At 53.6% G+C, this 26,845-nt stretch carries 29 protein-coding genes; 13 read left to right on the top strand and 16 right to left on the bottom strand.

Annotated elements, in window-relative coordinates:
* Positions 1 to 34: 34 nt before the first annotated feature.
* The 3 genes from umuC to dsdC all read right to left on the bottom strand — a co-directional run bounded on the left by umuC (position 35) and on the right by dsdC (position 2,725).
* Positions 35 to 1,297, bottom strand: coding sequence for a translesion error-prone DNA polymerase V subunit UmuC (umuC, locus tag FS690_RS12530; RefSeq protein WP_094110791.1), 1,263 nt, complete (start codon positions 1,295 to 1,297; stop codon positions 35 to 37).
* A gap of 2 nt (positions 1,298 to 1,299) precedes the next feature.
* A complete protein-coding gene (locus FS690_RS12525; protein WP_040113719.1) occupies positions 1,300 to 1,677 on the bottom strand; it encodes a peptidase in 378 nt (125 codons plus the stop codon).
* 124 nt (positions 1,678 to 1,801) lie between these two features.
* Positions 1,802 to 2,725 (bottom strand): DNA-binding transcriptional regulator DsdC, encoded by a 924-nt coding sequence (gene dsdC, locus FS690_RS12520; protein ID WP_255471494.1) that lies wholly within the window; start codon positions 2,723 to 2,725, stop codon positions 1,802 to 1,804.
* Between the two features lie 211 nt (positions 2,726 to 2,936).
* Here dsdC and FS690_RS12515 point away from each other — a divergent pair, with 211 nt between their 5' ends.
* Entirely contained in the window at positions 2,937 to 4,256 is a 1,320-nt protein-coding gene (locus tag FS690_RS12515) for a D-serine ammonia-lyase (RefSeq protein ID WP_071668107.1), read from the top strand.
* 44 nt (positions 4,257 to 4,300) lie between these two features.
* Here FS690_RS12515 and FS690_RS12510 read toward each other — a convergent pair whose 3' ends face one another.
* The 3 genes from FS690_RS12510 to FS690_RS12500 form a co-directional block, all read right to left on the bottom strand.
* Positions 4,301 to 4,777, bottom strand: a complete 477-nt coding sequence (locus tag FS690_RS12510; RefSeq protein ID WP_108569804.1) for a DUF1348 family protein — start codon at positions 4,775 to 4,777, stop codon at positions 4,301 to 4,303.
* A 42-nt stretch (positions 4,778 to 4,819) separates the two neighbouring features.
* Positions 4,820 to 5,392 (bottom strand): TetR/AcrR family transcriptional regulator, encoded by a 573-nt coding sequence (locus FS690_RS12505; protein ID WP_145339700.1) that lies wholly within the window; start codon positions 5,390 to 5,392, stop codon positions 4,820 to 4,822.
* Between the two features lie 171 nt (positions 5,393 to 5,563).
* A complete protein-coding gene (locus FS690_RS12500; RefSeq protein WP_145339699.1) occupies positions 5,564 to 6,568 on the bottom strand; it encodes an ABC transporter substrate-binding protein in 1,005 nt (334 codons plus the stop codon).
* A gap of 438 nt (positions 6,569 to 7,006) precedes the next feature.
* Here FS690_RS12500 and FS690_RS12490 point away from each other — a divergent pair, with 438 nt between their 5' ends.
* Positions 7,007 to 7,756 (top strand): class I SAM-dependent methyltransferase, encoded by a 750-nt coding sequence (locus tag FS690_RS12490; protein ID WP_145339698.1) that lies wholly within the window; start codon positions 7,007 to 7,009, stop codon positions 7,754 to 7,756.
* A 250-nt stretch (positions 7,757 to 8,006) separates the two neighbouring features.
* Here the strand turns inward: FS690_RS12490 and FS690_RS12485 are convergent, their stop codons facing one another.
* Positions 8,007 to 8,426, bottom strand: a complete 420-nt coding sequence (locus FS690_RS12485; RefSeq protein ID WP_145339697.1) for an ASCH domain-containing protein — start codon at positions 8,424 to 8,426, stop codon at positions 8,007 to 8,009.
* A gap of 279 nt (positions 8,427 to 8,705) precedes the next feature.
* Here FS690_RS12485 and FS690_RS12480 point away from each other — a divergent pair, with 279 nt between their 5' ends.
* Complete coding sequence (locus FS690_RS12480) at positions 8,706 to 9,158, top strand: acyltransferase (RefSeq protein ID WP_145339696.1); 453 nt, start codon at positions 8,706 to 8,708, stop codon at positions 9,156 to 9,158.
* A 145-nt stretch (positions 9,159 to 9,303) separates the two neighbouring features.
* On the opposite strand, the gene FS690_RS12475 is transcribed toward FS690_RS12480, so the two are convergent.
* The gene (locus FS690_RS12475) at positions 9,304 to 9,720 is read right to left on the bottom strand and encodes a type II toxin-antitoxin system YafO family toxin (RefSeq protein ID WP_145339695.1); all 417 of its coding nucleotides are present in this window, start codon (positions 9,718 to 9,720) and stop codon (positions 9,304 to 9,306) included.
* A complete protein-coding gene (locus tag FS690_RS12470; RefSeq protein WP_255471493.1) occupies positions 9,711 to 10,238 on the bottom strand; it encodes a hypothetical protein in 528 nt (175 codons plus the stop codon). Before FS690_RS12470 ends, FS690_RS12475 begins: the two co-directional genes overlap by 10 nt.
* A gap of 777 nt (positions 10,239 to 11,015) precedes the next feature.
* Between FS690_RS12470 and FS690_RS12465 the strand changes: the two genes are divergently transcribed.
* Positions 11,016 to 12,026, top strand: a complete 1,011-nt coding sequence (locus FS690_RS12465) for a Gfo/Idh/MocA family oxidoreductase (protein ID WP_145339693.1) — start codon at positions 11,016 to 11,018, stop codon at positions 12,024 to 12,026.
* 74 nt (positions 12,027 to 12,100) lie between these two features.
* Here the strand turns inward: FS690_RS12465 and FS690_RS12460 are convergent, their stop codons facing one another.
* From FS690_RS12460 to FS690_RS12445, 4 genes are all read right to left on the bottom strand, one after another.
* The gene (locus tag FS690_RS12460) at positions 12,101 to 13,132 is read right to left on the bottom strand and encodes a Gfo/Idh/MocA family protein (RefSeq protein ID WP_071668519.1); all 1,032 of its coding nucleotides are present in this window, start codon (positions 13,130 to 13,132) and stop codon (positions 12,101 to 12,103) included.
* 11 nt (positions 13,133 to 13,143) lie between these two features.
* The gene (locus tag FS690_RS12455) at positions 13,144 to 14,331 is read right to left on the bottom strand and encodes a Gfo/Idh/MocA family protein (protein ID WP_071668518.1); all 1,188 of its coding nucleotides are present in this window, start codon (positions 14,329 to 14,331) and stop codon (positions 13,144 to 13,146) included.
* Positions 14,328 to 15,248 (bottom strand): myo-inosose-2 dehydratase, encoded by a 921-nt coding sequence (gene iolE, locus FS690_RS12450; protein WP_145339692.1) that lies wholly within the window; start codon positions 15,246 to 15,248, stop codon positions 14,328 to 14,330. Before iolE ends, FS690_RS12455 begins: the two co-directional genes overlap by 4 nt.
* A gap of 501 nt (positions 15,249 to 15,749) precedes the next feature.
* Positions 15,750 to 16,358: a cupin domain-containing protein gene (locus FS690_RS12445; RefSeq protein ID WP_071668516.1), complete on the bottom strand. Its 609-nt coding sequence runs from the start codon at positions 16,356 to 16,358 to the stop codon at positions 15,750 to 15,752.
* A gap of 43 nt (positions 16,359 to 16,401) precedes the next feature.
* Between FS690_RS12445 and FS690_RS12440 the strand changes: the two genes are divergently transcribed.
* The gene (locus FS690_RS12440) at positions 16,402 to 17,097 is read left to right on the top strand and encodes a B3/4 domain-containing protein (protein WP_071668515.1); all 696 of its coding nucleotides are present in this window, start codon (positions 16,402 to 16,404) and stop codon (positions 17,095 to 17,097) included.
* Between the two features lie 449 nt (positions 17,098 to 17,546).
* Positions 17,547 to 18,047 (top strand): adenylate kinase, encoded by a 501-nt coding sequence (locus tag FS690_RS12430; protein ID WP_108569808.1) that lies wholly within the window; start codon positions 17,547 to 17,549, stop codon positions 18,045 to 18,047.
* 119 nt (positions 18,048 to 18,166) lie between these two features.
* On the opposite strand, the gene FS690_RS12425 is transcribed toward FS690_RS12430, so the two are convergent.
* On the bottom strand, positions 18,167 to 18,709 hold the full coding sequence (locus FS690_RS12425; protein ID WP_145339691.1) for a cysteine hydrolase family protein: 543 nt from the start codon (positions 18,707 to 18,709) through the stop codon (positions 18,167 to 18,169).
* A gap of 359 nt (positions 18,710 to 19,068) precedes the next feature.
* On the opposite strand from FS690_RS12425, the gene FS690_RS12420 reads away from it, so the two are divergent.
* The 3 genes from FS690_RS12420 (at position 19,069) to FS690_RS12410 (ending at position 21,643) form a co-directional block, all read left to right on the top strand.
* Entirely contained in the window at positions 19,069 to 19,857 is a 789-nt protein-coding gene (locus tag FS690_RS12420; protein WP_255471492.1) for a DUF2268 domain-containing protein, read from the top strand.
* 118 nt (positions 19,858 to 19,975) lie between these two features.
* On the top strand, positions 19,976 to 20,656 hold the full coding sequence (locus FS690_RS12415) for a hypothetical protein (RefSeq protein WP_145339690.1): 681 nt from the start codon (positions 19,976 to 19,978) through the stop codon (positions 20,654 to 20,656).
* A 27-nt stretch (positions 20,657 to 20,683) separates the two neighbouring features.
* A complete protein-coding gene (locus FS690_RS12410; RefSeq protein ID WP_145339689.1) occupies positions 20,684 to 21,643 on the top strand; it encodes a sensor domain-containing diguanylate cyclase in 960 nt (319 codons plus the stop codon).
* Between the two features lie 24 nt (positions 21,644 to 21,667).
* On the opposite strand, the gene FS690_RS12405 is transcribed toward FS690_RS12410, so the two are convergent.
* Positions 21,668 to 21,931 carry a DUF2798 domain-containing protein gene (locus FS690_RS12405; RefSeq protein WP_040113687.1) on the bottom strand — a complete coding sequence of 88 codons (264 nt, stop codon included), beginning with the start codon at positions 21,929 to 21,931 and terminating at the stop codon, positions 21,668 to 21,670.
* Positions 21,932 to 22,054: 123 nt separating this feature from the next.
* Here FS690_RS12405 and FS690_RS12400 point away from each other — a divergent pair, with 123 nt between their 5' ends.
* Positions 22,055 to 22,990 carry a LysR family transcriptional regulator gene (locus FS690_RS12400; RefSeq protein WP_145339688.1) on the top strand — a complete coding sequence of 312 codons (936 nt, stop codon included), beginning with the start codon at positions 22,055 to 22,057 and terminating at the stop codon, positions 22,988 to 22,990.
* Here the strand turns inward: FS690_RS12400 and FS690_RS12395 are convergent.
* A complete protein-coding gene (locus FS690_RS12395; protein ID WP_145339687.1) occupies positions 22,987 to 24,162 on the bottom strand; it encodes an MFS transporter in 1,176 nt (391 codons plus the stop codon). The genes FS690_RS12400 and FS690_RS12395 overlap by 4 nt on opposite strands.
* 131 nt (positions 24,163 to 24,293) lie before the next feature.
* Between FS690_RS12395 and FS690_RS12390 the strand changes: the two genes are divergently transcribed.
* The 3 genes from FS690_RS12390 (at position 24,294) to FS690_RS12380 (ending at position 26,838) form a co-directional block, all read left to right on the top strand.
* Positions 24,294 to 25,172, top strand: a complete 879-nt coding sequence (locus FS690_RS12390; RefSeq protein ID WP_071668431.1) for a LysR family transcriptional regulator — start codon at positions 24,294 to 24,296, stop codon at positions 25,170 to 25,172.
* A 76-nt stretch (positions 25,173 to 25,248) separates the two neighbouring features.
* Complete coding sequence (locus FS690_RS12385) at positions 25,249 to 25,635, top strand: cupin domain-containing protein (protein WP_071668413.1); 387 nt, start codon at positions 25,249 to 25,251, stop codon at positions 25,633 to 25,635.
* Positions 25,636 to 25,821: 186 nt separating this feature from the next.
* Complete coding sequence (locus FS690_RS12380; protein WP_040113682.1) at positions 25,822 to 26,838, top strand: NAD(P)-dependent alcohol dehydrogenase; 1,017 nt, start codon at positions 25,822 to 25,824, stop codon at positions 26,836 to 26,838.
* Positions 26,839 to 26,845 lie beyond the last annotated feature (7 nt).

Genomic DNA, 26,845 nt, shown 5'->3' with positions numbered 1-26,845 from the left:
AGGAGCAGACTGACTCGCCGGAGGCGACAGCCTGCTATCGGATCACAGGGATATCGGCCAGGCGAGTGGTATAGCGGGGTGAGAGCATGTTGCGTTTCATCTGCCACGCCTGGTTTCCTGTCGTCTGGCTGGCGAAACCGATTTTGCCTTTCCCTGAACGGTTTATGGCGTCGAGAGCGGTCATCAGCGCATCCGCATTGGCACGCGGCTGCTGCTGGCTGAACATATCAAACTGCGTGCTGCCTGACTGCCAGAAGTCGCTCAGCATTACGCCCGCTTTGGCATAGCGAAAGCCGTCGCGCCAGATAGCGTTCAGCCCCTGCAAAGCAAAGGCGACGATGTCACGCGTGTCCGCCGTTGGATATTGCCAGCTGACGGGCGCGGTAGCAGAGTACCTGGGATCGTCACCATAGCGGCCGGTCGTCACAGAGACGGTGAGATGACGGCAGCGGGAGCCCTGCTGGCGCAGCTTTTCAGCAGCCCGGGTCGCATAGGCCATAACCGCCTGCTGCATATCATCCAGCGTCGTGATGCGCTGCCCGAAAGAGCGTGAATTAACGATCTGCTGTTTTGGCGGCGGCGCATCCTCCAGTGCCAGACAGGATTCGCCGCGCAGCTCGCGTGCAATGCGCTCAACAATCACATCAAATTTTTTGCGGATCGTACTGGTATTACTTTCTGCCAGATGTAGCCCGGTGGTGATCCCCATCTCTTCCAGACGCTGGGCGATTCGCCAGCCAATACCCCAGATATCGCCAATGCGCGTCAGCTGCAGCAATTTTTGCTGGCGCAGGGGATCGGAGAGATCGACCACGCCGTTTGTTTTCGTCCACTGCTTGGCCGCCTGATTCGCCAGCTTGGCCAGCGTTTTGGTCGGGCCAAAGCCTACGCCTATGGTCAGGCCGGTTTCCTGGCGAACGCGCTCGCGCATCTGCTGACCAAAGCGCTCCAGCGGCATATAACTGCTGATGCCCGTGACATCAAGAAAGCTTTCATCGATAGAGTAGACTTCCTGCCCGGCAGCCATCTCATCGAGTATTGCCATCATCCGCGCCGACATATCGCCATAAAGCTCATAGTTAGAACTGAAAACGTGTACGCCATTGTCACGAAAATAGCGTTCATGCTTAAACCAGGGGGCGGCCATCTTTATACCCATGCGCTTTGCTTCAGCTGAACGGGCAATCACGCAGCCATCATTATTTGATACCACGCAAACGGGTTTGCCGCGCAGATCGGGCCTGAAAATGGTTTCACAGGAGGCGTAAAAATTGTTGGCATCAGCAAGCGCAAACATACCTATTCTCCTGCAGGCCCGGTGAACCCCTGGCCCGCGATATCATTAAGCGCATAAGCCACCACGCCCCACACCGGCAGCGGCTGGTTCTCGTCGAGCAGAACGATAGCATCGGACCTCTCCAGCGACTGCAGCGCCGGAACGGGTTTCAGCAGCAACCTGCGCAGCACCAGTTCACCCTCAAATTCCGCCACAATAATCTGACCGTGCCGCGGCGTCAGTGCCCGATCAACTGCCAGCACTGAGCCTTTGACGATACCCGCCTCCGGGCAGGCTGTATCACTGCGCATCAGGTAGGTGGACCAGGGCGACAGCGAGACGATATCACCCAGGTTCAGGCGCGCTTCGATAAAGTTTTGAGCCGGATTCTGAAATGCCATATGCCTGTTTCGCTGAGGATAAAAAGGGTGGGCAAGTGTCCGGCTATTATACCCGATCTGCTTAAAAATAGCGCGGTTTACGCCGTGATCCTGCTCTGCCAGCGTGACGATACTATGAGCGTAATTATTTCTCTTTCGCCGCGGTTTCCTGCAGCCAGCGGATAAAGGTTTCTGTTTTTGGCCAGCGTCTGTCGGCGCGGGTAGCGATGTAATACCGTTCGCTGCACAGCAGCGCCAGGCGCGGGAAAGGCGTTATCAGTTCGCCAGAGGCGATACGCTGTTTCACCAGCGCCTTACGTCCCATCGCGATGCCGGCATGGTTTATCGCTGCAGCAACCGCAAGCTCTGCCTGATCGAATTCGGCACGGCGCGCTGCCGTAATATCCACGTCAAAATGCGCTGCCCACAACCGCCACTCATTTTCTCCGGAATCGATACTCCACGCCTGACGATCGTGCAGCAGGCGACAGCTCCGGAGATTCTCCGGGCAGTCCGTCAGCCTGAATTGTGCAGCGTAGCGCGGGCTGCAAACCGGAATAATATGTTCATCCATCAGCGGGTCCAGGTGAAATCTGTCCGGCACGTCAGCATCAAAACAGATGGCCAGATCGGCACCCATTTTATGCAGGTCGACCGGTTCGTTTCCGGTATTAATAACGAGATCGATAGCGGGGTTTTGCTCCAGAAAAGAGGCCACCGCCGGTGCAAGCCAGGCGTGCGCAAACGACGGGCGACTGTAAACCGTAAGCCTTCCGCTGGATCCCTGATTTCTGATGCCCTGAATTTCCCGGTTGAGGTAGTCGAGTGAGGTACTCATGGCATTGAAGATCCGCTCACCCTCTTCGGTCAGCAGCACCCTGCGGTGTAAACGGGTGAACAGCGAGATACCGAGCTCTCTTTCCAGCTGGCTGATACGGTGGCTGACAGCGCTGGGCGTCAGTGCCAGCGCCGCCGCCGTTCCGGCAAACGAGCCGTGGCGGGCAGCGGCTTCAAAGGTGAAAAGACGTCCCAGCTGGCCACCCTCTATTTCACGCATCTCAGAGAACACATTTTTCACCTTTACTGTTTAAACTGCTGATTTAGCGATTAGTTATTTAACCGGCGTGGACGTTGCAGATAAAAATGCACAATGCGTGCTCGCCTGTTGAGTTAGCTGAGCTCATGTTAAGTTGAAAAACCATCGTTTGTCACCGCGCAGCCGCGTGCATATAAATAACGCTCTGTTTTCTTTTGATGCGTCGGGCTGAATGAGAGTAACCATGACTGATTTAACTGAAAAACTCCGGTCTGTACCGGCGGTAAGCGATCTGAGGGCGCTACGTGAAACCATCTGGTTTAACGATCAGGTGACGACGGCAGAGAGGGGTCTCCTGCATACGGGACTGACGCGTGAAGAGGCTGAAGATGCCGAAGCCCGCCTGCGCCGTTTCGCTCCGCTGATCGCCGCCGCCTTTCCGGAAACGGCTGAAAGCGGCGGTATTATTGAGTCAGATATGGTACCTCTACCCGCGATGCAGGCGCGGCTGGCACAGCGTGCGCCGCTGCCAGGCAGACTCTGGCTGAAAAAAGATAGCCATCTGCCCGTTTCAGGTTCCATCAAAGCGCGCGGCGGCATTTACGAAGTTCTCGCGCACGCAGAGAAGCTGGCGCTGGAGGCGGGGCTTATCACGCCAGCCGATGACTACAGCCAGCTGCTTTCTCCGGCGCACCGTCAGTTTTTCAGCCAGCATAAAATAGCAGTAGGTTCAACGGGCAACCTGGGCCTTTCGATCGGCATAATGAGTGCCCGCCTCGGGTTTCACGTTACCGTTCATATGTCGGCAGATGCGCGTCAGTGGAAGAAAGCGCTGCTGCGCAGGCGTGGAGCGCACGTGATTGAGTATGAGCAGGATTACGGCGTCGCCGTGGAGCAGGGCCGCAAAGCGGCGGAGTCCGATCCCGACTGCTTCTTTATTGATGATGAAAATTCACGCACGCTGTTTCTGGGCTATGCCGTTGCCGGCCTGCGCCTGCCAGAGCAGCTGAAGGAGAAAGGCATTACTGTGGATGCCTCCCATCCGCTTTTTGTGTATCTGCCCTGTGGCGTGGGTGGCGGCCCGGGAGGCGTCGCCTTTGGCCTGAAGCTGGCTTTTGGCGATAACGTTCACTGCTTTTTTGCGGAGCCAACCCATTCACCCTGTATGCTGCTGGGAATGAGCACCGGCCTGCACGATGGTATTGCGGTGCAGGATATCGGTATCGACAATAAAACCGCTGCGGATGGACTGGCAGTGGGCCGCGCCTCCGGCTTTGTCGGCCGGGCGATGGCGCAGCTGATCGACGGCTGCTATACGCTCAGCGATCGCACCCTGTTTACGCTGCTTGCCATGCTGGATGAAACGGAAGGTATTCAGCTGGAACCTTCCGCGCTGGCGGGCATGCAGGGGCCGCAGCGCATCGCGGCAAGCCCCGCTTATCTGGCACAGCAGGGCATCACTCCGCAGCAGCTGCAGCAGGCCACGCAGCTTGTCTGGGCGACAGGTGGCGGCATGGTTCCTGCTGATGAAATGCAGCGCTACCTCGCTAAAGCCAGCTGCTGATAAACCCATGCAGCAGGGCAGTCACGCGAGCTGCCCTGCCGCCGTTACAACCCCAGCGCAGTCAGCCCCGGATGATCGTCCGGACGACGTCCCAGCGGCCAGAAAAATTTGCGTTCGCTCTCTTTAATAGGCATATCGTTGATACAGGCAAAACGGCGCTTCATCAGGCCATCGCCTTCAAACTCCCAGTTTTCATTGCCGTAAGAGCGGAACCAGTTACCGGAATCATCGCGCCATTCATAGGCGTAGCGGACAGCAATGCGGTTGCCATCAAACGCCCAGAGCTCCTTGATAAGACGATACTCAAGCTCTTTTTTCCATTTACGGGCCAGAAACGCTTCGGCTTCTTCACGGTTATGAGCAAACTCGGTGCGGTTGCGCCATTGTGTGTCCGCTGAGTAAGCCAGTGCGACTTTAGCCGCATCGCGGCTGTTCCAGCCATCTTCAGCCAGGCGCACCTTTTCGACGGCCGTTTCGCGGGTGAAAGGAGGAAGCGGCGGGCGTTGGTATGAATCAGACATGGTAAAACTCCTGTTAATTCAAATTTGATGAGTACGCAGGCTTCAGGAAACCTGCTCCAGCAGCATTTTCGCAATATCCCGTGCGTCGTCGGCCGCGCTCCCGCTCCCGCTCCCCATAACATAGGACGCGGTAATGGCGCCCTCTATCAGAATCAGCAGCTGTCTGGCCAGCGCCTCGGGATGTGCAACATTCATCTCTTTGCTGAGCTCCAGGGCGTAATCCAGTAACTTCTGCTTGTGGGTTTTCGCTATCTGGCGAACGGTATCGTCAGGGTTGCCTGTCTCACCGGCGGTGTTGATAAATGCGCAGCCACGGAAACCCTCTGACTCAAACCAGCTTTTCAGCGCGGTAAACATATTCAGAATGCGATCCTGCGGCGTATTGCCTTGATCGGACGCGCTTCTGAACCACGCCATCCACTGCTCATCGCGCACGCTCAGCGCGGCTGATGCCACCTCCTCTTTACTGGCGAAGTGATGATAAATACTTTTTCTGGCGACGCCTGAGGTTCTGACCAGAAGATCCATGCCCATGGCGTGGATACCGTTCTGATAAATCAGCTGCTCAGCGCTCCTGAGAATTTTTTCCCGGGTACTGACTAATGTTTTGTTCATGGCCTTAAGGTAGAACGATCGTTCTACCTCGTCAACGTTTTTTTAGCAGGAGGCTATCACCGGGGCGACAGACAGCTATGCAATGCTGACTGAGCGGATCAAAAAGGGAGAGCCGTAAGCTGGCTCTCCCTGCAATGAATAGTTTATTAAAGCTGACTGGAAAACTCTGCCTCAACCTGGAGGCAGTGCCTGCAGAATACGCTGCGCATCCTGTTTGCTCAGCGGGTAATCGTAAAATGTCCGGTAAAATTCCTGAGTCGCGTCAACCAGATCGCGCGTTGCAAACAGCGCCGTATGCAGCTTTTTGGCAGCCCACTGGATTTGCAGTGCGACTTCAGTGCCGTAGCGATCCCAGGGAAAGACACCCGATGGGTTCTGCCACACCTGCTGCTGCTTCACGGCTTTTACGCTGGCGAACAGCGATTTGTAGTCAGAGTCAGCCAGGGTTCCCGCGCCGGCACCGATAATAATCACATCCGGATCCCAGCGTATCACCTCCTCCGGTGAAACAGGGCGCATATTGCCATCCACGGAGGCGGCGACGTTCCGGCCACCCGCAAGCCTGATCCAGGTATCAATCAGGGTATTCCGGCCATCTACCTTCAGCGGATGCAGCGACTGAATATGCAGCACGCGCGGGCGTTCACTCTCCGCAAGCGCGGCCGTTTTGGTCTGAATAGCAGCGATTTGCGTATCCAGATAGCGATTATAAGCCCGGGCTCGCGCGGCCGCTGCCGGTGTGCCGACCACCTGAGCCGTGGTAGTGAGTGAGCGTTTCATCGAGTCAAAATCATCAAAATTCATTGCCAGTACGGGAATACCGGCCAGACGATAAGACTCTGCATCGGGATCGTTAGCGGGTACAAAAATCGCATCAACGTTGCGTGCCACCAGCGCTTCACTGTTAAAGGTTTTACCGTGTGCCTGGAGCGCCTGATTTAACGATGGCTGTACCTTAAACATCCACGGCCGCTCCGCCGGATGGTTTACGGTTGCCACAATCCGATCGCCGGCGCCCAGCGTCATAAGCAGAGAGTGGTGGGCAAACCAGGCATCGGCTATGTGCAGCACCGGCTGGCTCAATTCAATCTTATTCCCGCTGTCGTCAGTGACTGTCTGAGCCGACGCCAGAGCGCTTACGACCAGAAGCGGTAGTGCCCATTGCAGGCTTTTCATCAGTAAATATCCCTGTCAGAAGCTGAGTTGCATGGACACAAAGTAGCTTTCCTGCCGGTTGCAGAAGGCGCGTCGTCTGGTGAAGCATTAACGACCATCGCAGGTTGTTCATTTACGGCATATACCGGCATAGCAGACAATAACATTGCGCTGGTGAACGTTGTCTTCACCAGGATCAAACGTTTAACAAACATGAAATTTCCAACATCTGTCGAAAGGGCAGGCATCATTACTTACCGATATATCATTGAGTATATAACGACTTATATGAGTTAATCGACTTAAATCAAAACCTGCCCGGTAACATTAAATTATATCGAATGTGATTAAACCAGCGGTGCTTTCACAGTGCTAATGATAGCTCCAGGAGTGGATCGCATTGCCTGAACCAATACTCTAAAATGTGCCCTGAACCTAATATCTACGGAGAGAATTCAGGTGAAATCTTTTGATGAACTATTAATGGAAGCTATGGAGGCCGATACAGAGGGCTGGGGGTTTGACTGGCTGGACGGGAAAGCGACAGAGGAAAGGTCCTCCTGGGGTTACGCGAGGTTAATCGGAGAACGCTTAAGCCGGGTAACGTCAGCACTGGACATTGATACCGGTGGAGGAGAAGTATTAAATGAAGTTCCCGAGTTTCCTGCATATATGGCCGCAACAGAAGCGTGGCCCCCGAACCTGAAAAAAGCCCGGCAGCACCTTTCACCCCGGGGGGTAAATATTGTTGATACTTCCATCACCAAAAAGCTTCCTTTTAGCGAACAATCTTTTGACCTGGTCACATCCAGGCATCCGGTAGCACCGGACTGGCCAGAAATATATCGGGTTCTTAAACCCGGAGGAAGCTATCTGGCACAGCATGTTGGACCTGCATCTGCATTTGAATTAATCGAGTATTTTTTAGGACCACTTCCCAAAGAGAGAATGTACAGAGATCCTGTCAAAGAAAAAGAGGATGCGGAGATGGCGGGTCTGAAGGTCATTGACTTACGCACAGCACGCTGCCGGATGACGTTTTTTGATATCAGTGCCGTTGTCTGGATTTTGCGAAAATGCGTCTGGTGGGTCCCGGGCTTCTCCGTGGAGAAATACTACAAAGAATTGCAGGCGATGGACCAGAAAATGCGCCTGGGTCAGCCATTTGTTGCGTATTCCACCCGACATTTGATCGAAGCAAAACGTTAACGCTGATCGCTTTGCGGTTGACGTCTGCTTTGTGCCAGAAGCAGATCAAATGCTTCAGGGGGTGTTCATGTCAGGCATTTTCTTCATTCTTTTAACTGCCGCAGCATACACCCGATGACTTTTGCGGGTTCGTAGCCAGGATGCTATGTCTGATGTGACAGAACTTTCCGGTCGCCCTCTTTTTGACGTCCGCCTCTCTCATCGCGGACCTCAACTCTGCGTCAGTCCGCTTTGTGTCAGGAGCGGACAGTTACAAAATCTCTGTAAGTTCAAATTCCTCGAAGACAAGTTCCATTTCTTCAGAATAAGTGCCTTCACGCTCAAAATAACGCTTATGACCTTCATTCCAGTACTCCAGACTTAAATCACCTTCACCTTCCTTACTGGCGAGTTCACTCGTCACTTCATTGAAGCGGATAACCTGCATCCTGAGCGTTCTGATCACGCACATTGGCTGCCCGGCTCCGTTGAGAATGATATTATAACTTCCTACGCAGGGAGCTTCGCCTCGTTCATGTTCATGCTGAAAAGATGCTATCGAAGAGCATGTCGCTGTTTTACTGCCACTCAAAATCAGTTGTACGAGTTCATCAGCAAGTTCCGGGCTGTCGCCAAATTGCCATGCCAGTGCACCGGGATAAATGTTTTTTAATTCTTCGAGCTTTGTCATTTTTAGCCTTTTTTAATTTAATACGCTTAAGGAAGTAACCCATTTCCGTTCAATATGAATTACCTGATTCAAATATTCATCATTGTTGCACTGCTGCGAAATCCCGCTTTTCGCTCATAGCTAACGTCGATCTGTGCGCAAGTCCGCTTCGCGCCAGAAGCGGATATTGCGATCCTCATCGTGCGCGAATGAGTAAAAGCAGGTTAACCTTGTTACCTCGTGACGATAAAAATTGTGCAAGCTTTTAGCCGAACCATTTCAAGTAAGGACACAGTTTAAATGAAGGTTATTGAAAGTGGCATTCGTGACGTAAAACAAGGCGAAAATGTGAGAGTAATCACGCCGGTAAACATCTATGAGTGTGAACTGGGTGATGATGTTTTTGTAGGGCCATTTGTAGAGATACAAAAGGGATGCGTTATAGGCGACAGAACCCGAGTACAGTCACACACTTTTATCTGTGAGAACGTTACCCTGGGTAAGGATTGTTTTATAGGCCATGGCGTAACCTTTGCCAACGACTTGTTTAAGAATGGCGCTCCTGATGCTTCTGCAGAAAGCTGGATACATATCATATTAGGTAACGCGGTAACCGTGGGGAGCGGGGCAACTATCTTAACCGCGGACATTTGCAGTGGTGCGGTGATTGGTGCCGGTAGCGTGGTTACAAAGCCTGTGCTGGTAAAAGGCGTGTATGCGGGTAATCCCGCCAGACTTTTGAGAAAGCTCTAATCAGATACTCTGCAAGTTGCCAGCCTGAAATTCTGGCAACCTGAGACCGTTAAAGTCCGCTTCTTACTCACAGCGGACCTTACATCCGGTTATTCCGCTTAGTGCCAGAAGCGGACTTGTTCTGATTCAGAAAATTCAAGCTTGTTCAGGAGGCGTGAAAGCCTTCTGCAACATCTGAAAAGTATTTGAGCAATCGAGTGTCTCTGGCAGGCATACGTGCATGAGCGGGTGTAATCAGGCCCATAAGTAAAAACCGGCCGCTATCCCACATATGCTCGGTATAAACGAGATAGTGATCAGAGGTTCGGTTATAGTTTTCCTGCCTGGCATTCCAGGTCAGCCGAAAGTGCAGGTTGACGTGGATATGCTGAACGTTCGCATCAACCGCGAACGGTGGAAAGTCAAAAGGTGCATCCCGACCAAGCATGTTTGAAGGCGCGCCAGTTGATTTATAAGTAATGAACTCGGCCTTAAACTGCTCTTCGAGGTCAGGGTAAACGGCGAACGTGGGCTGAAAAAATTCATCCCATGTAATCTGGCTGTATTCAGCCGTTAATGCCATTTAGCAGCGGCCTTATTGCCCGAGTCCAGCAGATGGTTCATGGCTAACAGGCTGACGTCTGAATTACGCACATCGGTTGTGCGAATAAGCTGGTCTATAAGGCCGAGGTAATTTTTGGTCGCAATGCTGACCATTTTGATGGCCTTAACAAACGCAAACTCTGCAGAGTCTTTGTCGTAAGATAGGATAATGTCTTTTTCGGGCAGCATCAGGACGAAGGATTCAGCAATACCGGCGACATGAACAGTCTGACTCTGGATTCCTTTAGCTGTTTTAACTGCGCCTTCAAAATCGTTATCAGCATAACGGGAAAGTTCGACGCGGCTCTCGCGCAGCTCACTGGCCAGGGCATTAAGCACGACGGTCAGATCTTCGATGTCGGTTTTATTGACTCTGGCACCCATCTCGAAAACCCGCTCCACAATCGTAGGCTGGCACGCAACCGCTTTAGGTTGCGGCTGGATACTGGCAAGTACCAGTGCCACTGCTGCTTGTAAATGCTGGATTTTAAATTTCACGACAGACTCCATTATCGCCAGTTCACGACGAGGCGCGGTATTCTACTACTGAACCTGACTATAAGCTAAAAATAGTTTGTTGCATATGCGCTACGTTAGTCAAAGCGAGACAGACAGAAGGACTGACCTGCTACCCGTCCGGTATGCAGCCAGTCAATGAGCACGAGCGGGTCATTTGTGGCATAACGCCCCCTCGGACGCAGACTTATCTGAACGCCATCTGGCGATGTCAGGTTACAGATGTTATCTGGCTGAATGTCATACTCCAGCCAGTCAAACTTTTCGATTACGCTGAGTCCGGGATAGTCTCCAGGCAGCTGAGCACTGACATGCGCCATAGCAGGTAAAATGGAATGAGTTTTTCTGTTATTTTTGATAATCGCTTTCAAATTCTGGCCCAGGCGCTTAGCAGGAATGTAATGTTCAGCGACTTAAAAACTCTGAAGCTTATGAATAAAAGGTCCGCTTTTCACTCATAGCGGACCTTACATCCAGTTATTCCGCTTTATGCCAGAAGTGAATATTTACCGCAAACTGGCTGCATAAAAATAATCTACCAGACGCTAATAAAAACTCTCCTGCGTATAGAGAATAAAGGTAACTTTGCCGCTGGTATATTCCAAAGGTGTTTCACCACGTTCATCTCAAGAGTCAGTGTTTTCATCAGGGTTCCTGCTGAGGTATTTCCCTCAAAACATGCATTTCTCAGGATAGGCGGGCAGGCTAAGTTGGCAGCGTCTTTATCGCTGAACGTAGACCTTCAGACAGGAAATCACCATGACGCAGAAAAAACGCTTTGCCCTGATTGGCTGTGGTTTTATCGGACAGGTACATGCTGCAAATCTCGCGGCTCATCCGGAGGTTGAGCTTGCGATGCTGGCCGACATTGATACGGAGCAGGCCGCCGCACTGGCCGGGCAGATGAAGTGCATGGCGGGCGAAGTCAGCGCCGCCATCAACAGTGACAATATAGATGCCGTGCTGATTGCCAGCGCAACGCCGTCACACGCTGAACTGCTTGAAGCGGCTGCGCGGGCAGGTAAGGCCGTCTATTGTGAAAAGCCGATCGATTTGTCGCTGGCAAGAGCGATCCGCGTTGCTGAAAACGTGCTGCCTCTGAAGACAAAAATCACGATAGGCTTCAATCGCCGTTTTGACAGCAGCCATCAGCAGTTAAAGCGTCAGCTGGAACAGGGAACTGTCGGACGTCCTGAGTTAATTCAGATGGTCTGTCGTGCGTCAGAGCTTCCGCCGCTCAGTTATCTCAGGTCATCCGGCGGCCAGATGCGTGACCAGGCAATCCATTTTTTCGATCTGCTGCGCTGGCTGACAGCCGATGACGTTATTTCAGTAGGTGCGATGGGTGCAGCACTGGCCATGCCGACCATTAGCGAGTTTGACGATGTAGATACGTCGGTGCTGATTATGCAGATGCAGCAGGGATCATTTGCGCAGCTCGATAATACGCGTCGCACGGGCTACGGTTATGACGAAAGGATCAGCGTTATGGGTGCAAAAGGACTGGCAGAGTCAGGTTCGCAGAGCCCGCCGGGTATGACGCTTTTCCAGGGAAAGGCGATTATCAGGCAGGGACTTTATGCAGACTGGTTCAGTCGTGTGCAGGGCACCTATTATCAGCATCTTGACGCTTTTGTCCGCTATCTGAACGGGGAAGAGGTGACTGATTTACCAGGGCTGCTGGATGGGATCCGGGCGCAGGCGATCGCAGAAGCCGCGACGAAATCTCTGGCAACCGGGATGTTCTGCCCGGTCGATAACGTATTCTGACAACGGTCCGGGGCCAGTCCCGTGAGGATATGGCCCCGTAAGCTAAGGATACTCAGGTCCTTCTTTCACAAATATTAACGCTCTTCGTTGAAAACGATACCCAGCTGCTCCCTTACCGTATCCATCGCGGTCAGAGTCATAAGTACGGCGGACAAAGGGCGGACAGGGGAGTCGTTTAATCCCTGTCCCACGCACCATGCAAAATGTCGGATCTCATGATAGAGCTGCGTGTAGCGGTTGGCGGGTTCCTCCCAGCACAGCGTATGACCGCCCTGGCTCGAGGTCAGTACAAAGCCGCCGGGCGCATAAAACTGTCCCGCCAGAACCAGAGTGGCATCGCGGCCGGCAATCACCGCACTGCCGGGGGTATTACTGAACAGAGTCGTGTTCAGTACCGAATGCATGCCGCTGGCATGTTCGAACAACATAGAAGCCTGTCCGTTAACATTTTCTGTTGCCGGCTGTCCGCTGGACTGAATGCGCACAGGTGCACCTGCCACCATCACGCTCAGCGAAACCAGATAGCTGCCCAGATCCAGCATCGGACCGCCGGCCAGATCGGCATTGAAGATGCGGTGATCCTGCGTAAAAAACTCACCGTGATCGGCAGTCAGGGTATGAAGATCGCCCAGAATGCCGTCGGTTAAAAGCTGACGCAGCACATCATATTTTGGCGCGAAATCGCACCACATACCCTCCATACACAGCAGGCCTTTTTGACGGGCGCGCGTCTGCAGGGCTTCTGCTTCCCTGACATTCAGCGCCAGGGGTTTCTCAATCAGCACATGTTTGCCTGCATTAAGTGCTTTCATGCCATCCGGATAGTGATGGTTATGTGGGGTGGCGATATAGATGGCGTCCAGATCATTCATTGCCAGCATTTCATCTGCACTGCTGAAGGCCGCCGGAATGGCCCAGCGATCGGCGAATGCCTGTGCTTTAGCTCTGTTTCTTGCTGCTACAGCAACCAGCTGCTGTCCGGTGTGCTCCTTCAGCGCGCGGGCAAAGTGTTCAGCGATCCAGCCAGGGCCAATGATGCCCCAGCGCAATACGGGTATCGACTTTTCAGAGGGCAGTCGCGGAGCGGGCAGGGAAGAGGGAAACATAATGATTCCTTTTAAGTACGGTCCTGGCGGTTGCCTGCTACAGCAACCCACTGACGGGATAGGATAGATTGCTCAATGGCGGTCAGAACCTGTTGATTCTGCAGGCCAAATGCAAAGTTCGGGTAACAGTCGCCGTCGCCGCAGATCCCCTGCACCAGGTCATGAATCTCAATCACTTTGACATCAAAATAGCCGAGCCCGCCGCCGCCAAAATCGAATCCGAAAAAGCCTGAATAGGCCGGGATCTGGCTGCCGGCATAGAGGGTCTTAAAGCCCCTGTCATTTTTGTCATCGCTGAAGCGATAAACCTGCAGCTCATTGAAACGTTCGCCATCCATATAAAGGGTGCCCTCTGTACCTGAGACTTCCCAGAACACCCCAAAAATGCGACCGGCAGCGAGGCGTGAAGCTTCGATCACGCCGCTGGCCCCGCTTTCAAAGCTGACGAGGCACTGAACCTGGTCGTCATTTTCCACCTCACGCCATTCTGCCTGCTCATCGATGCGACTGGCATAACCGGCGTCCACCTGCGGAACCGGGCGCTGCCGCAGCCAGGTCTGGGCGCTGGCCGTTACCTCGCTGATCTCACCCATGAGAAACTGCGCGACGGAAAGGGTATGGGCCCCCAGATCGCCCAGGGATCCGCTGCCGCCCAGCTTTTTAGAGCAGCGCCAGGACCAGGGCAGTTCCGGGTCATTATAAAAACCCTGATCAAAGGTGCCACGAAAGCGGATTGGCGTGCCGATATCGCCGCGCTCAATAATCTGTTTTGCCAGCAGCGCCGCAGGCGTTTTGATATTATTGAAAGCCACCATCGTTTTGACGCCCGCCTGTTCTGCTGCCAGAGTCATCTGCAGCGCCTCTTCCGTGCTGACGGCCAGTGGTTTTTCACAGTAAACGTGCTTACCTGCCGCAATCGCGGCCAGCGCCATCTCATAGTGCAGATGATTGGGGGAGGTGATATCGACCACGTCAACCTGCGGATCGTTAATCAGATCGTGCCAGTCTCCGTAAGCCTTATCAGCCCCAAAGCGCACCGCATTCGCATCGGCTAAAGTCTGGTTTTGATCGGCCAGTGCATAGAGATGAGGGCGCTTTGGCAGGCCGGGATAGATCATTGCCGCACGGCGGTAAGCATCAGCATGCGCCTGCCCCATGAAGCCCGAGCCGATTAAGCCAATGTTGAGTTTGTCTTTCATTGAGCAACTTCCTCTGTTGAGAGGGACTGTGAAAAAGTGCTTTTTACCCAGTGAAACGCCCGGGAAACGGCAGCAAACGGCTCTTCTTTTTGCGGGTCCTGTTCGGCTTCTACTGTCAGCCAGCCCTGATAATCTGAGCGCGCAATAAAATCAGTCAGCGGAGAATAATCAATGCATCCCTCGCCCGGCACCGTGAAGAGTCCCGCGCGTACTGCATCATTAAAGCTGAGGTCGTTTTCCCGGACGCGATGTAGCACCTCAGCGCGGACATCCTTCAGGTGGATATGCACGATACGATGACCAAACTTTTCTGTTATCTGAGCCAGGTCAACACCCGCGGCAAAAGCGTGCCCGGAGTCCAGAACCAGTCCGACACTCTCAGCGGTTTTAGTCAGAAACTCTTCCAGTTCATGGTGTTGCTCAACCAGCATCATCAGATGATGATGGTAGGCAAGTTTCAGGCCAAATCTCCCCATCAGAATATCGGCAAACTCGCTGACTTTGCCGGCATATTCATCAGCATCCAGGCTGCACAGGGCCGGAGAAAGAGAAAGAGGCTCGTCCAGCGGATAGCTGCCAGGCATACAGCCGCATTCGCCGTAAACCATAACGTCTGCTCCTGATGCTTTGAGAAGCCCGGCGTGTGGTTCCACGGCCGCGATTTCATCAGCAACGCTGCGTTCGGCAAGGAAACCGCTGTACCAGCCCGAAGCGAGCTGAAGCCCCGCTTCATGCAATAGTGGGGCTAATTCGGTGTGGGTTCGGGGAAATTTTCTGCCCAGCTCAATCCCCTGATAACCGGCAGAGGCAGCCTGTGTCAGGCAGGTTTCAAGTGAAATAGTGTCGCCCAGATCGGGCAGAACGTCGTTGGTCCAGCTTAACGGGCTTACACCTAATCGAATACGTGAACTCATCAGGACACACCTCCTTACAGGTCAGTCTGTAAGCACTATAAGGAAGGCGTAAGCAGAACCGATATCGGTTCAATGAGGTAAAACCCTCAACTGAAGAAAATAGTGAATCTCTCTGTTTCAGCGTGTTATTGCCAGGATTAACTTTATAAATAACCCATTCTGCGGGTTAATTTTCAGACTGACAGATCCGGCACATTAAACGCTCCAGAGATGACAGGCGATGCACAAGAATTGTTCGGAAGCTGGCCGCAATAACGGTTAATGGCGCGCGCATGATCCGGAATATGCCTTTCATTGACCCTGCTCCATCAACTCCAGCATCTGTCTATCGGGGCTTTGTAGATATATTACTCTGAGTCCAGAAGAACAGGGACTCTTCAATGTTTCTGACTGAAAAACCGACGTGATCCGCTCTTTTAAACATGAAGTTACCTGCTGGGTTTTAGAAAATAAGCACTAAACTATCTGAAATCTCACTTTGGAACTTCACGACAAAAGCGTACATCATCTGGCAGACTGCTTTTCGTGTACAGTCATGATAAAAACCAGGGGATCTTCCTCCCGGTTTTCATAAAAATGAGGAACATCTGTTCTGGCAGTCGCCGAACAACCGGCTCTTAAAAGATATTGATGGTCCTGTACCCCAAGCGTGAGTGAACCCGCCTGAACATAAAAAAGTTCAAGCGTTCCTGCTGTATGGCCGGGGGAGTCAAACCTTTCACCCGGTTGCATTTCCCACATCCAGAGTTCTGTCATATCAGGGCCGCCAGATCCAGCGAGCAATTTTGCACTGCCGCCTTTTTCTCCTTTCCACAGTTCCGGTATTTCATCTGATGAAATCAGGCGGACTGCCGGTTTTGAGCTGACATCCACAAAGTCAGCCACTGCAACGCCCATCGCGGCAGCCAGCCGGCATAGCAGGGCGATACTGGGATTCGCTCTGCATCCCTCTATCTCAACCAGCGTTCCCTTGCTCACGCCGGCCCGGCGGGAGAGTTCATCAAGAGACATTTTTTTTTGCTGACGATACACCTTAATCCGCTGAGATACGGCTTCATTAACATTGTCGGCGATAGCATTAGCGTCGGTCAGTAAATTGACTTTTTCGGTCATCGGTCATTATCATGATGTAAATTGGTCATTAAAGGATTATCCCGTGTTAAAAGTATCTCCGTCAATTGCTCCCGATATTTATCGCATTGCACCTGGATTTCGGGCATTGAGTATCGTCGTGCAAGCCGCACCGGTGATAAATCCTGGTGCAGGAGAAGCTGCGCTACAGGATGCATGTAAAGCAGTTCTGGCGGGTCAGCCAGAATGGGCGGAATCTCATCTGGCCGCCTGGGGGGAAGTTTTCCAGAAATTTGGCGCTAAGCCCAAGCGTACGCCGTGTTCAGCTGATGCCTTGCGTAAGCGCGTATTGCGCGACGGTACAATGCCGGCGCTCGACCCCATTGTTGATCTCTATAATGCTGTCAGTCTTCGTTATGCTGTGCCGGTGGGTGGCGAAAATATCTCTGCCTATCAGGGAGCACCATGCCTGACTGTGGCAAAAGGAACAGAACCTTTTGATACGCTTAAAGAAGGCGAGACCACCATTGAATATCCTTCGCAGGGTGAGGTGATATGGTGTGATGAGGCCGGTGTGACTTGCCGACGCTGGAACTGGCGCCAGGGGATCAGAACTCGCCTGGGTGTCGAAGCACAGCAGATGTGGTTCATCCTTGAGAGTCTTCCCCAGATGCCGCTGGAGATGCTTCACGAAGCCGGGAAGATGCTGACAGACGGCCTGAAAAAAATGATGCCCGGTGTAGAGTTCGAGGCCTCTCTCATCCAAGAAGTACATCAGTAACACCCTTCAGGAGAGGCATGTATGTTTACCGGCCTGACGGCGTTTTCATTAACCCCGTCTACCGCCAGCAACGTGGATGAAAAGAGGGCAGGCGCCTCCTTTTTCCACGTGTCTGTATCGGTTTGCATTTATGATAATCCCGGCACTACCCATTTCACCTTTACGGATAAACTACACGCTTGCCTCTCATGCCGCAGACCAGTCAGAGGCAACGCTCTGCCTGAATGACAAACTTTACGATAAACGTATAAAGCACGCTTCTCGCTCTTAGCAGATGTTCATCGAACTCCGTCCGCTATGTGCCAGAAGCAGACATTTTTTCTCTCAAGCAGAAAGAAATGAGATGATCATCAATTTATAAAGTGCCGATTCTGCAGAAACAGGTTTTTACTACATTTTGTTTTATATATCATACGTTTTCAGAAGTGATTAATAATAAGAGCATAAACATGTGCAATGACTTACAGCGTGTGCTGATTATGGGAAATAGCGGTTCAGGCAAAAGTTGGCTTGCTGCACGTATCTCTGAATTCAAAACATTACCTGTTACAGATTTAGATACTCTTTACTGGGAACAAGATGGTTACGGGAGAGCCAGGGAAAAGACAGAAGTGATTAAAGATGTTCTTGCAATAGCAAATAAAGAACGCTGGATTATTGAGGGCGTATATGGCTGGATCGCTGATCAAGTCTCTTATTACGCTTCTCATGTCATATGGCTGACGCCTAAGCCAAGCGAATGTGTTGAAAACATTGAAGTCAGGGGGATAAGGAACAATGGATCTGTTGAAGATTATAAAGCCTTGCTGGAATGGGCTTCCTTGTATGAAATACGAACCGGGTCGAGTAGTTATGAGGGGCATCTTACTGTCTTTTCAAAAGTCAGTCCCGAGAACCAAATAAAGCTAGCTAGTCGCGAAGATATCAATCAGTTCCTCACTCAACTTTGATAATGCAGTTCATTAAACGTCCGCTCCTCACTCATAGCGGACACTGGCCGATAGATCGGATTGTTCTATACGTTGAGCATAGTGTCTTCAGCCGCCCTGCGGGCGGCTACAGTTAATACTCATTTCCCGATAACGTTCCAGTCGGCCGCAGTGGATAGCGTAACAAACGGGCCAGCCAGCGTGACATTATGATGGCTGACGATCTCTTTAGCTGACAGGCAGCAGTTATCCATTGTGGTATGCGCATCTGAAATCAGCACTGTCCTGAATCCGCGTTCCGACGCTGCACGGCAGGTCGTGTCCACACAAAATTCTGTTTTCATCCCGGCGATAACCAGTTCCCTGATACCTCGCTGGCTGAGCTGATGCTGCAGGTCCGTATTCTGAAAACAGCTGGGATGCTTTTTAATAAACACGACATCACGCTCAGCGTACACGTTCATTTCAGGTATAAGTCGGGTTAACGGTCCCTGCTCTGAGAAAGGGGAGTCATCAGGTCCGGTATGGCGCGCAAAAAAGATGGGTATCTGAGCCCGCCTGGCTTTTTCAATCAGCAGACAGATATTCGAGAGTACAGAAGCCGCGGAACAGGGGGAAACCGGCCCGCGAAAAAGCCCGTGCTGCATATCGATAATTAAAAGCGCATTTTCAGAAATCATAATATATCTCCATTCGGTAAGTTATGAACGGAGAGATCGTTTTCCCCGTCCGGTCTGGCGGGGAGTCAGAGTCTGTTTTGTCAGGTGTCAGTCACAGATGCGCTCACGCCGCCGAAGGTGCCGGTGGTTGTGACGGTGGTTGTTGACTGAACTGACTTAATCATCGCCTGGTTTTCGCTTATAAGTTGGTGACAGTAAGAGGAAACATAATAACTTAAAAAAGCTGTTTTCTGGTTTTAACACCATAACTCACCTGTTACAACAGATATGTCCGTTGACTGATATCGTTTTTTTCCTGTGACATCCAGGCCAGATAATGCACGGTAATATGACTTCCGTTTTTCACATAAGGCCACCTGGTAATGTCTGATATAGCATCACTGCATAAAAGGCGGCTTTGTGTCAGAAGCAGACAGCGCGATCTGCAATGGCGCATCAGGAGATTCGCTGTATGTTTGCTGGCAGGCGGATATATACTCTCGTTTTTGGATGGTGCTGACATGCCTCACATAACCCTGCATATTCTGAATGCCCAACAAAAACTGACCGCTCACCGTGAATGGCTTCAGGCCAGCCTGACCGCTACCTATGAAAAAGCTCAGCGGCTGATGCCGGTTCCTTCGCTGGATGTGGTGGTTAAAGCCGGAAAGTTTGTGATTCCTGAAAAAGGGCACACGGGTTTTTGTCCTGAGCCAGGCGTTATCTATTTAACGGTCGACCCTGAAAACCCGGCATTCTGTAAAAATGAAGCGCACTCGCTTGAGCGAATGTTTGCTCATGAACTGCACCATGCGGCCAGGTGGGCAGGGCCCGGATATGGCTCAACGTTAGGGGAAGCTATCGTTTCTGAAGGGCTTGCCGGGCACTTTTCTCTCGAGCTTTTGGGCGGTAAACCTGAACTCTGGGAAAGCCTCAACTCAGATATTATTCAATCCTTTGCCCGGCAACTGCATGACAGCTGGCATCGCACCGATTACGATCACAATGCCTGGTTTTACGGAACCGGCGATTTGCCAAAGTGGCTGGGATACACCGCAGGCTTTGAGCTTATTTCCCGGTATCTGGCAGCCTCTCCGCATCTGAAAGCTTCAGCGCTGGCAAACATAAATGCTGCGGAGCTGAGGGATTTTATAGACTCTTCGCTTCTCTGAAGCATTGTTCTGTTTATCAACGGAAGCTGGCGGGCGCGCTTCTTCAGGTCCGGGTCATTAATTTCTGCTAAATATATGACCACAAGCCGATGCTTAAATTAATGCCTGAAGGGTTGCTATGAACGCAATAAGTTTGCAAAACAGATATCACGCTGTGAATAACAATACTGCGGCGTTGTGGGCGGAAAATGCAGGTATCGGGAAGGTCAGAGAGGAAAACTACTACGATCCGACCCGGCTCGCGCTGGCAACGGGCATACGGCTCTCCGTGACCGCAGATATTTCACGCCTTATTGTGAAGTTAACTCAGCTCACCGCAGGTGACCGGCTTGCCGATACGTTGCCCGCCTGCGGTTTGCATTTTACTTTCTTACCCCTGACTCTGCCGCTCTATCACGCAGATGAGCCACTGCCAGCGAAAGTGGATCAGTTAATGGCAATCTGGCGTGAATTTGCAGCGGAAAAAGTTGTGATTACGCATCTGCGGCTGGTAGCGTTACCCGATCAGCTTTTGCTGGCGGGGATCCCGGCACATCCTGCGCTGGCGCTGCGCGAGCAGTTCTGTGCAAAGGTGCTCGATTCTCAGTGGAAAAATGAAATCCTGATGCGCCATGCCGGCAGAGCGTTGCCGGCTCCCTTCTGGCACAGCACGCTGCTGCGCTACGGGGCGGCGTTTTTACCTGAACCTGTGCGCGCGTTTTTCTTTAAGCATCAGGCCGCCACGTTCGGTGATGTAGCCGGGGAACTGACGCTGGTGAAAACTAACTATAACTGGACAGAGTGCTATCCCTTAAAATAGCCCAGGGCGAAAAGAGAAGAGGTTGCTATGAAATTGCCGGGAATGCCGGAAAATGAAGCTGTGCGGCTGAAGTCGCTCCACAAACTTGGCCTGCTGGATACGCAGGACGATGAGCGCTTTGAACGACTGACCCGCATTTCCCGCCGGCTGTTTCAGGTACCGATAGCGCTAATCAACCTTATCGATCGCGATCGTCAGTGGGCGCTGGCGTGTCAGGGGATCAACGGCCGCGAGATGAAACGCGACATCTCTCTGTGCGCGCATGCCATTATGCTGGATGAGCCTTTAATCATCACAGACGCGCGCGAAGATGCGCGGTTTTATGACAATCCGCTGGTGACCGGCACGCCGTTTATCCGTTTTTATGTGGGGTATCCGGTGCGGCTGCCCGACGGTGCCGTTGCCGGTACTCTGTGTCTGGCTAACAGCGAACCGCGCCGTTTTACCGACGAAGACATTGCCGCAATGAAAGACGTGGCGGCGATTGTCGAAAATGAATTTCAGGTCACGCACATCGCAATGGTGGACAGCCTGACGGATATTCCCAACCGGCGCGGGTTTTATGCGATGGGAGAAAAGCGGTTTCAGCAACTGCAGCAGCAGGATCGCGACTTTGCCATCCTCTATTTTGACCTCGACAAATTCAAGCCTATCAATGACCTGTGGGGCCATGCAGAAGGCGACAACGTGCTGAAGATCTTCGCCGCGCTGCTCTATCAGCAGCTCGGACCGGATGACATTGCAGGCCGTCTCGGCGGCGATGAGTTTGCTGTATTGCTGGCCCGGCAAAGCGATGCTAAAGCCTACCTGTGCCGGCTGCGCGAGGCGCTGTCAGTATGGAATCAGCAGGCGGCTAAGCCCTACAACATTAATTACTCGTTTGGCATGATCGCCAGTGAGGCAGGCAAATATGCCTCGCTCGCGGAAATGATCGGCGAGAGCGACAGCGTGATGTATGCCGAAAAGCGTCGAAAAAAGCCGCGCTAAGCACGCGGCCAGCTGTGCAGGAGATTAGTGGCCGTGAACGGTTAGCGCCACCAGCCGGATAACCACCGGACGTACAAGCAGAATGCAGACAAAGGCAGCAGGCATCGCCACCTGATAAGCATTCATCACATTTGTCATATAATGCGGGCCTGGACCAGACTCTGCCAGCGTAATAACCAGGCTCATCAGAAACGCCATAATGGTCGCCATGTACAGAGAAAATATATAAGGGGTAACCCGATGTGGCAGCCGTAAGCGCACGCCAGCTGACGCAATTGCTTTAATCATAAGATCTCTCCTGACCGGTAAGTTAAGAAACAGCGGCTACCTTACGGGCCTGTGCCGGACAAAAAAAGCACAGCTGTGCTTTAATCATTGCTAAGCAACATTTACGAAAAGAGCGGGCCGCTGATGGATATGCTGGGGTTGATCGACAATTTTGTTCGCGTAGTGGAAAACGGCACTATTGCCGCTGCTGCCCGCGCCAGAGGAATGAGTGCTGCAGCCGTAAGCCAGAGCCTGGCCCGGCTCGAAACGCACCTCGGCGTGCGTCTGCTTTCACGCACCACCCGCAGTATGGTCCTGACGGAAAGCGGTCAGCGTTATTACGCCAAAGTCCGCCATATACCGTATGATATTGCGCTTGCTGCGCAGGCTGCCGCTGTGGAAACCGGACCGCAGGGTCCGCTGCGCATTGCCACCACCGCGGCGTTTGGCCGCTACGTGGTTGCCCCTCTTATGCCGGCTTTTAATGAAATGTTCCCCGGAATTGACATAGAACTGATCGCTACCGATCGTAATGTCGATCACCGGCTGGAAAATATCGATGTCAGCCTGCGCATTGAGGCGCAGCTGAACGATCGGCTGGTGGCGCGAAAAATCGCATCCCTGCCGTTTATTTTCTGTGCGGCACCCGCTTACCTCTCCCGTGCAGGTACCCCGCAACGCATTGACGAGCTGAGCGAGCACGCCTGTCTGGTGTTTCGTTATCCCACAGATGGCCGGTTTCTTCCCTGGAGCTTCAGCGCAGACGGGGAGGTCGTTACCGCCCGGCTGAATCCCCGTTTTATCAGTGACGATATCGATATTATTGCCAGAATTGCCGTCAGCGGTGGCGGAATTGCACGGCTGGCAAGCTTTATCGCCCGGCCGCTGATCGCCAGCGGCCAGCTAATCCCGCTGTTTACTGACGACAAACAGGCGATTCAGTCGCTGCCGATGATCATTTACGCCTGCGTCAGTGAGCGTTCCGCCCTGAGCGCAAAAGTCAGGGCGTTTATTGATTACATTGCGGCAGCGGTTGCCACAGATGAAAAGATGTCATCGGCGCCGCTCCGGGGTGATTAACGCGGAGTGCGCAGCCGCAGTATGAACAGGCTGCTGACGAGCATCACTGCTGCTGCCATCAGCACCATCTTCTGCAGGCCGATAAGCCCAGCCAGATGTCCTCCTGCCAGCGCACCGCTGCCGATGGCGGCATTAAATATCGCGACATAGAGCGCAGAAGCGGGCTGCGCGGCCGTACCGGCACTGCGCAGCAGCCAGGTCTGCAGCCCGACGAATATTACTGCGATCCCGGCGCTCCAGAGTGCCAGCAGCAGCGCGGTCAGGCCGTGCGGCAATGCGGCGATGCTGAGTGCGCCCAGCGCCAGCGCGCTCAGCAGCAGCGCTGAAAGAATCAGGCCCCTGAGATGCCGATCGATCAACTTCCCGGCAATCATATTGCCCGCTACGCCGGCGATGCCGGCCATCAGCAGCAGGGCGGAAACCGCAGCAGGGGCAATACCCTGCTTTAACGTCAGCAGCGGATCGATATAGGTAAACGCGGCAAAGTGCGCGGTGATGACGGCTGCCGTTGCGCCAAACAGCGTCAGCAGCGTGCGATGGCGAAAAATAGCCAGATAGTCATTCAGTTTTAAGGGGGCAGGAGGCGTCAGAGCCGGAAGCGTGCGCCAGAGAACCACGGCGGCGGCCAGTGCAAACAGCGCAATGGCACCGAACGCGCTGCGCCAGCCGGCAGCAGCAGCCATAAAGCTGGCAAGCGGTACGCCCAGTACGCTGGCGGCTGAGACGCCGCCAAATATCACTGATGTCGCCAGTCCCAGCCTGCTGGCCGGCACCAGCCGGGCGGCAACGGTGCCAATCAGCGCCCAGAATACGCCATGGGCCAGCGCACCGGTAATGCGGGCGGTCATTAGCGCGGGCAGAGCGTAAGCGCGCATCGCCATCAGACAGGAGCCCGCCAGAATCACCATTAATCCAACCAGCAGCGCCTTGCGCGGAGTGCGTGCTGGCAGCATGCCGGAGCAGAGTGCAGCCAGCGCAGCGACCCAGCCATAAGCGGTAACAATCAGTCCGGTGGTGGCAGCAGGCTGGTGCAGATCGTTTGCCAGGGCGTTCAGCATCCCTACCGGCGCCAGCTCGCTGGTGACGATAGTAAAAGCGCTGAGGCCGAGCGCGGCAATAGCAATCCAGTTACGCGCTGGCACTGCGTGCGTAGCGATAACAGTGTCATTCATGGTGCAGTCTCCTTATGTTCAGATTCCGGAATTCTTAACCGGTTTAACTTCCCGGGGATGCGCAGTATCATCTGATCGAAATCGGGAAAACAGTGCGGAGAATGGAAGGCTATTTTCCATAAATGGAAACTATGAAGAGTGAATTTTACTGGGATGACATCAGGATCTTTCTGGCAATCGCCCGCGCCGGAACGCTGAGCGGCGCGGCGAGTGCGCTGGAAACCGGCATCGCGACCGTCTCCAGAAAGCTGGACCGGCTGGAGCAGTCGCTGGGACTGCCGCTGTTCAGCCGGCATCAGAGCGGATACCGGCTAACGGATGATGGCGAAGCGCTGCTGGAGCGGGCGGAGGCGCTGGAAGAGGCGGGGCGGGCGGTGACAGAAAAAGCGCAGCTGCAGGGAGCGGTGGCCGGACTGGTACGGCTGGCAACGTCGGATAATCTGGCCACCCATTTTATTCTGCCTTCACTGCCGTCTCTGCTGCAGACGCATCCGGCGCTTCGGCTGGAGGTGCTGAGCGGGGTGCAGTCAGTCAATCTGCACCGCAGAGAGGCCGATCTGGCGATTCGTCTGGTTCGCCCTGAGGCGGGCAACCTGACCATCAGACGGCTGGGAACCCTGGGATTCGGTCTGTATATGGCGCCGTCATTACTGCACGCTTCAGCACCTTTTACCCTCAATGAAGCGCCCTGTATCGGCTGGTCTGAATCACACCAGCATCTGCCTGCCGCCCGCTGGATCAAGCGCGTGCTGCGCGGCAGGCCCTGCCGGCTGGAAGCCAACACGCTGACCGCGCAGGTTGCGGCGGTGACGGCCGGACTGGGCGTTGGCGTGTTGCCGCACTTTATGGCCAGAGCCAGCGGTTTGCATTGCCTGCAGCGCGACAGTAGTGCCGATCAGCCGCTGTGGCTGGTAATGCACGCCGATCTGGCAACGTCGGGTCGCGTACGCGCGGTGGCCGATCATCTTATCGGACTCTTCAGCGAATGCCGGGAGCAGCTTGAACGCTGAGCAAAATCCAGCGCGCGCGTCGGTAAGCGCAGCAATGTTCTACACTCCGGTAACGCGCAAAGTAACAGGAGAAAAGATGACGAACTCAAAAAACAGTGAAATCGTGCATGAACTGGTGTCAGAGAGCGGCACCGCATGGAACGGTCAGGCTTACGACTGCTATCCGTCAGGCAAGCCACAGATTTCCGTTATGCGCATGTCGCTGCCGCCCCACAGTGAACTGCCGTGGCATACGCATCCCATGCCCAACACGGCTTACGTGCTGTCGGGCCAGCTGATTATTGAAGATAAAGAGAGCGGCCGGCGCCAGCATTTTAATGCCGGTGAAGCGCTGAATGAGACGGTTAACAGTGCGCATCGCGGCTATACCGCTGAGCAGGCGACCGAGCTGATTATTTTTTATGCCGGGGCAGAGGGGCAGTCGCTCTCTGAGCCGCTGCCGGGTGAAGAGCCGGAGTTTTAGCGTTGAGCCGGGTGGAGAGTGACCGGAGGCGCAACAGCGCCGATCTGCACCCGGTTCGCTTTAACCCTTAATGCTTTTTGCGCCCCGCAGCGTTTTGATCGGGCTGGCTGCCTGGTTGCTCGCCTAAATCATCACGGCGCCTCTGCTAAACTTGCCGGGTCGTAACTAAAAAAACAGAGGACTGGAATGAAAATCAAAAGCTATGCCGCGATGAAAGCGGGCGAAGCACTGGTGCCGCACGAATATGAAGCTGGTCCGCTGAACGCGGAAGAGGTGATGGTCGAAGTGGACTACTGCGGTGTCTGCCACTCCGATCTCTCTATGATCGACAATGAGTGGGGCATCTCCTCTTTCCCGGTCATTGCCGGGCATGAAGTTATCGGCCGCATCAGCGAGCTGGGAGCCGCAGCGCAAAACAAAGGGCTGAAAGTGGGCCAGCGCGTGGGCATCGGCTGGACGGCGAAAAGTTGTCAGCACTGCGATGCCTGTATTAACGGCGAGCAGGTAAACTGCGAAAAAGGCTCTGTCCCGACCATTATGAACAAAGGCGGCTTCGCCAGCCACCTGCGTGCGGACTGGCAGTGGGTGATCCCGCTACCGGAATCAATTGATATCACGTCAGCCGGCCCGCTGCTCTGCGGTGGTATTACTGTATTCAAACCGCTGCTGATGCACAACATCAACGTTAACAGCCGCGTCGGCGTCATCGGAATTGGCGGTCTGGGCCATATGGCCATCAAACTGCTGCGTGCCATGGGTGCAGAGGTGACCGCGTTTAGTTCAAACGCCAGCAAAACTGAATCTGTTAAAGCGATGGGCGCCGATCGCGTGGTCAACAGCCGCGATCCAAAAGCGCTGAAGGCGCTGGCGGGTCAGTTTGACCTGATTATCAGTACGGTTGCGGTCGATCTCGACTGGCAGCCCTATTTCCAGGCGCTGGCCCCGCACGGTAAGTTCCATACCGTCGGTGCAGTAATGAAGCCGTTCCCGGTTCCGGCATTTACCCTGATCATGGGCGATCGCGCGGTAACCGGCTCCTCTACCGGCTCGCCGGGCCAGCTGCGTACGCTGATGCGCCTCGCCGCGCGTACTGATATCGCGCCGCAGGTAGAAGAGTTCCCGATGTCAAAAATCAACGATGCGCTGGAGCATGTGCGCGCCGGTAAAGCGAACTACCGCGTTGTGCTGAAAGCTGATTTCTGATGCAGAG

The organism is Pantoea sp. PSNIH1 (genome assembly GCF_007680655.1).
GTDB lineage: Bacteria > Pseudomonadota > Gammaproteobacteria > Enterobacterales > Enterobacteriaceae > Pantoea > Pantoea eucrina.
The sequence above is the reverse complement of the archived record's forward strand: the minus strand, read 5'-3'. Positions and strand labels throughout refer to the sequence as shown.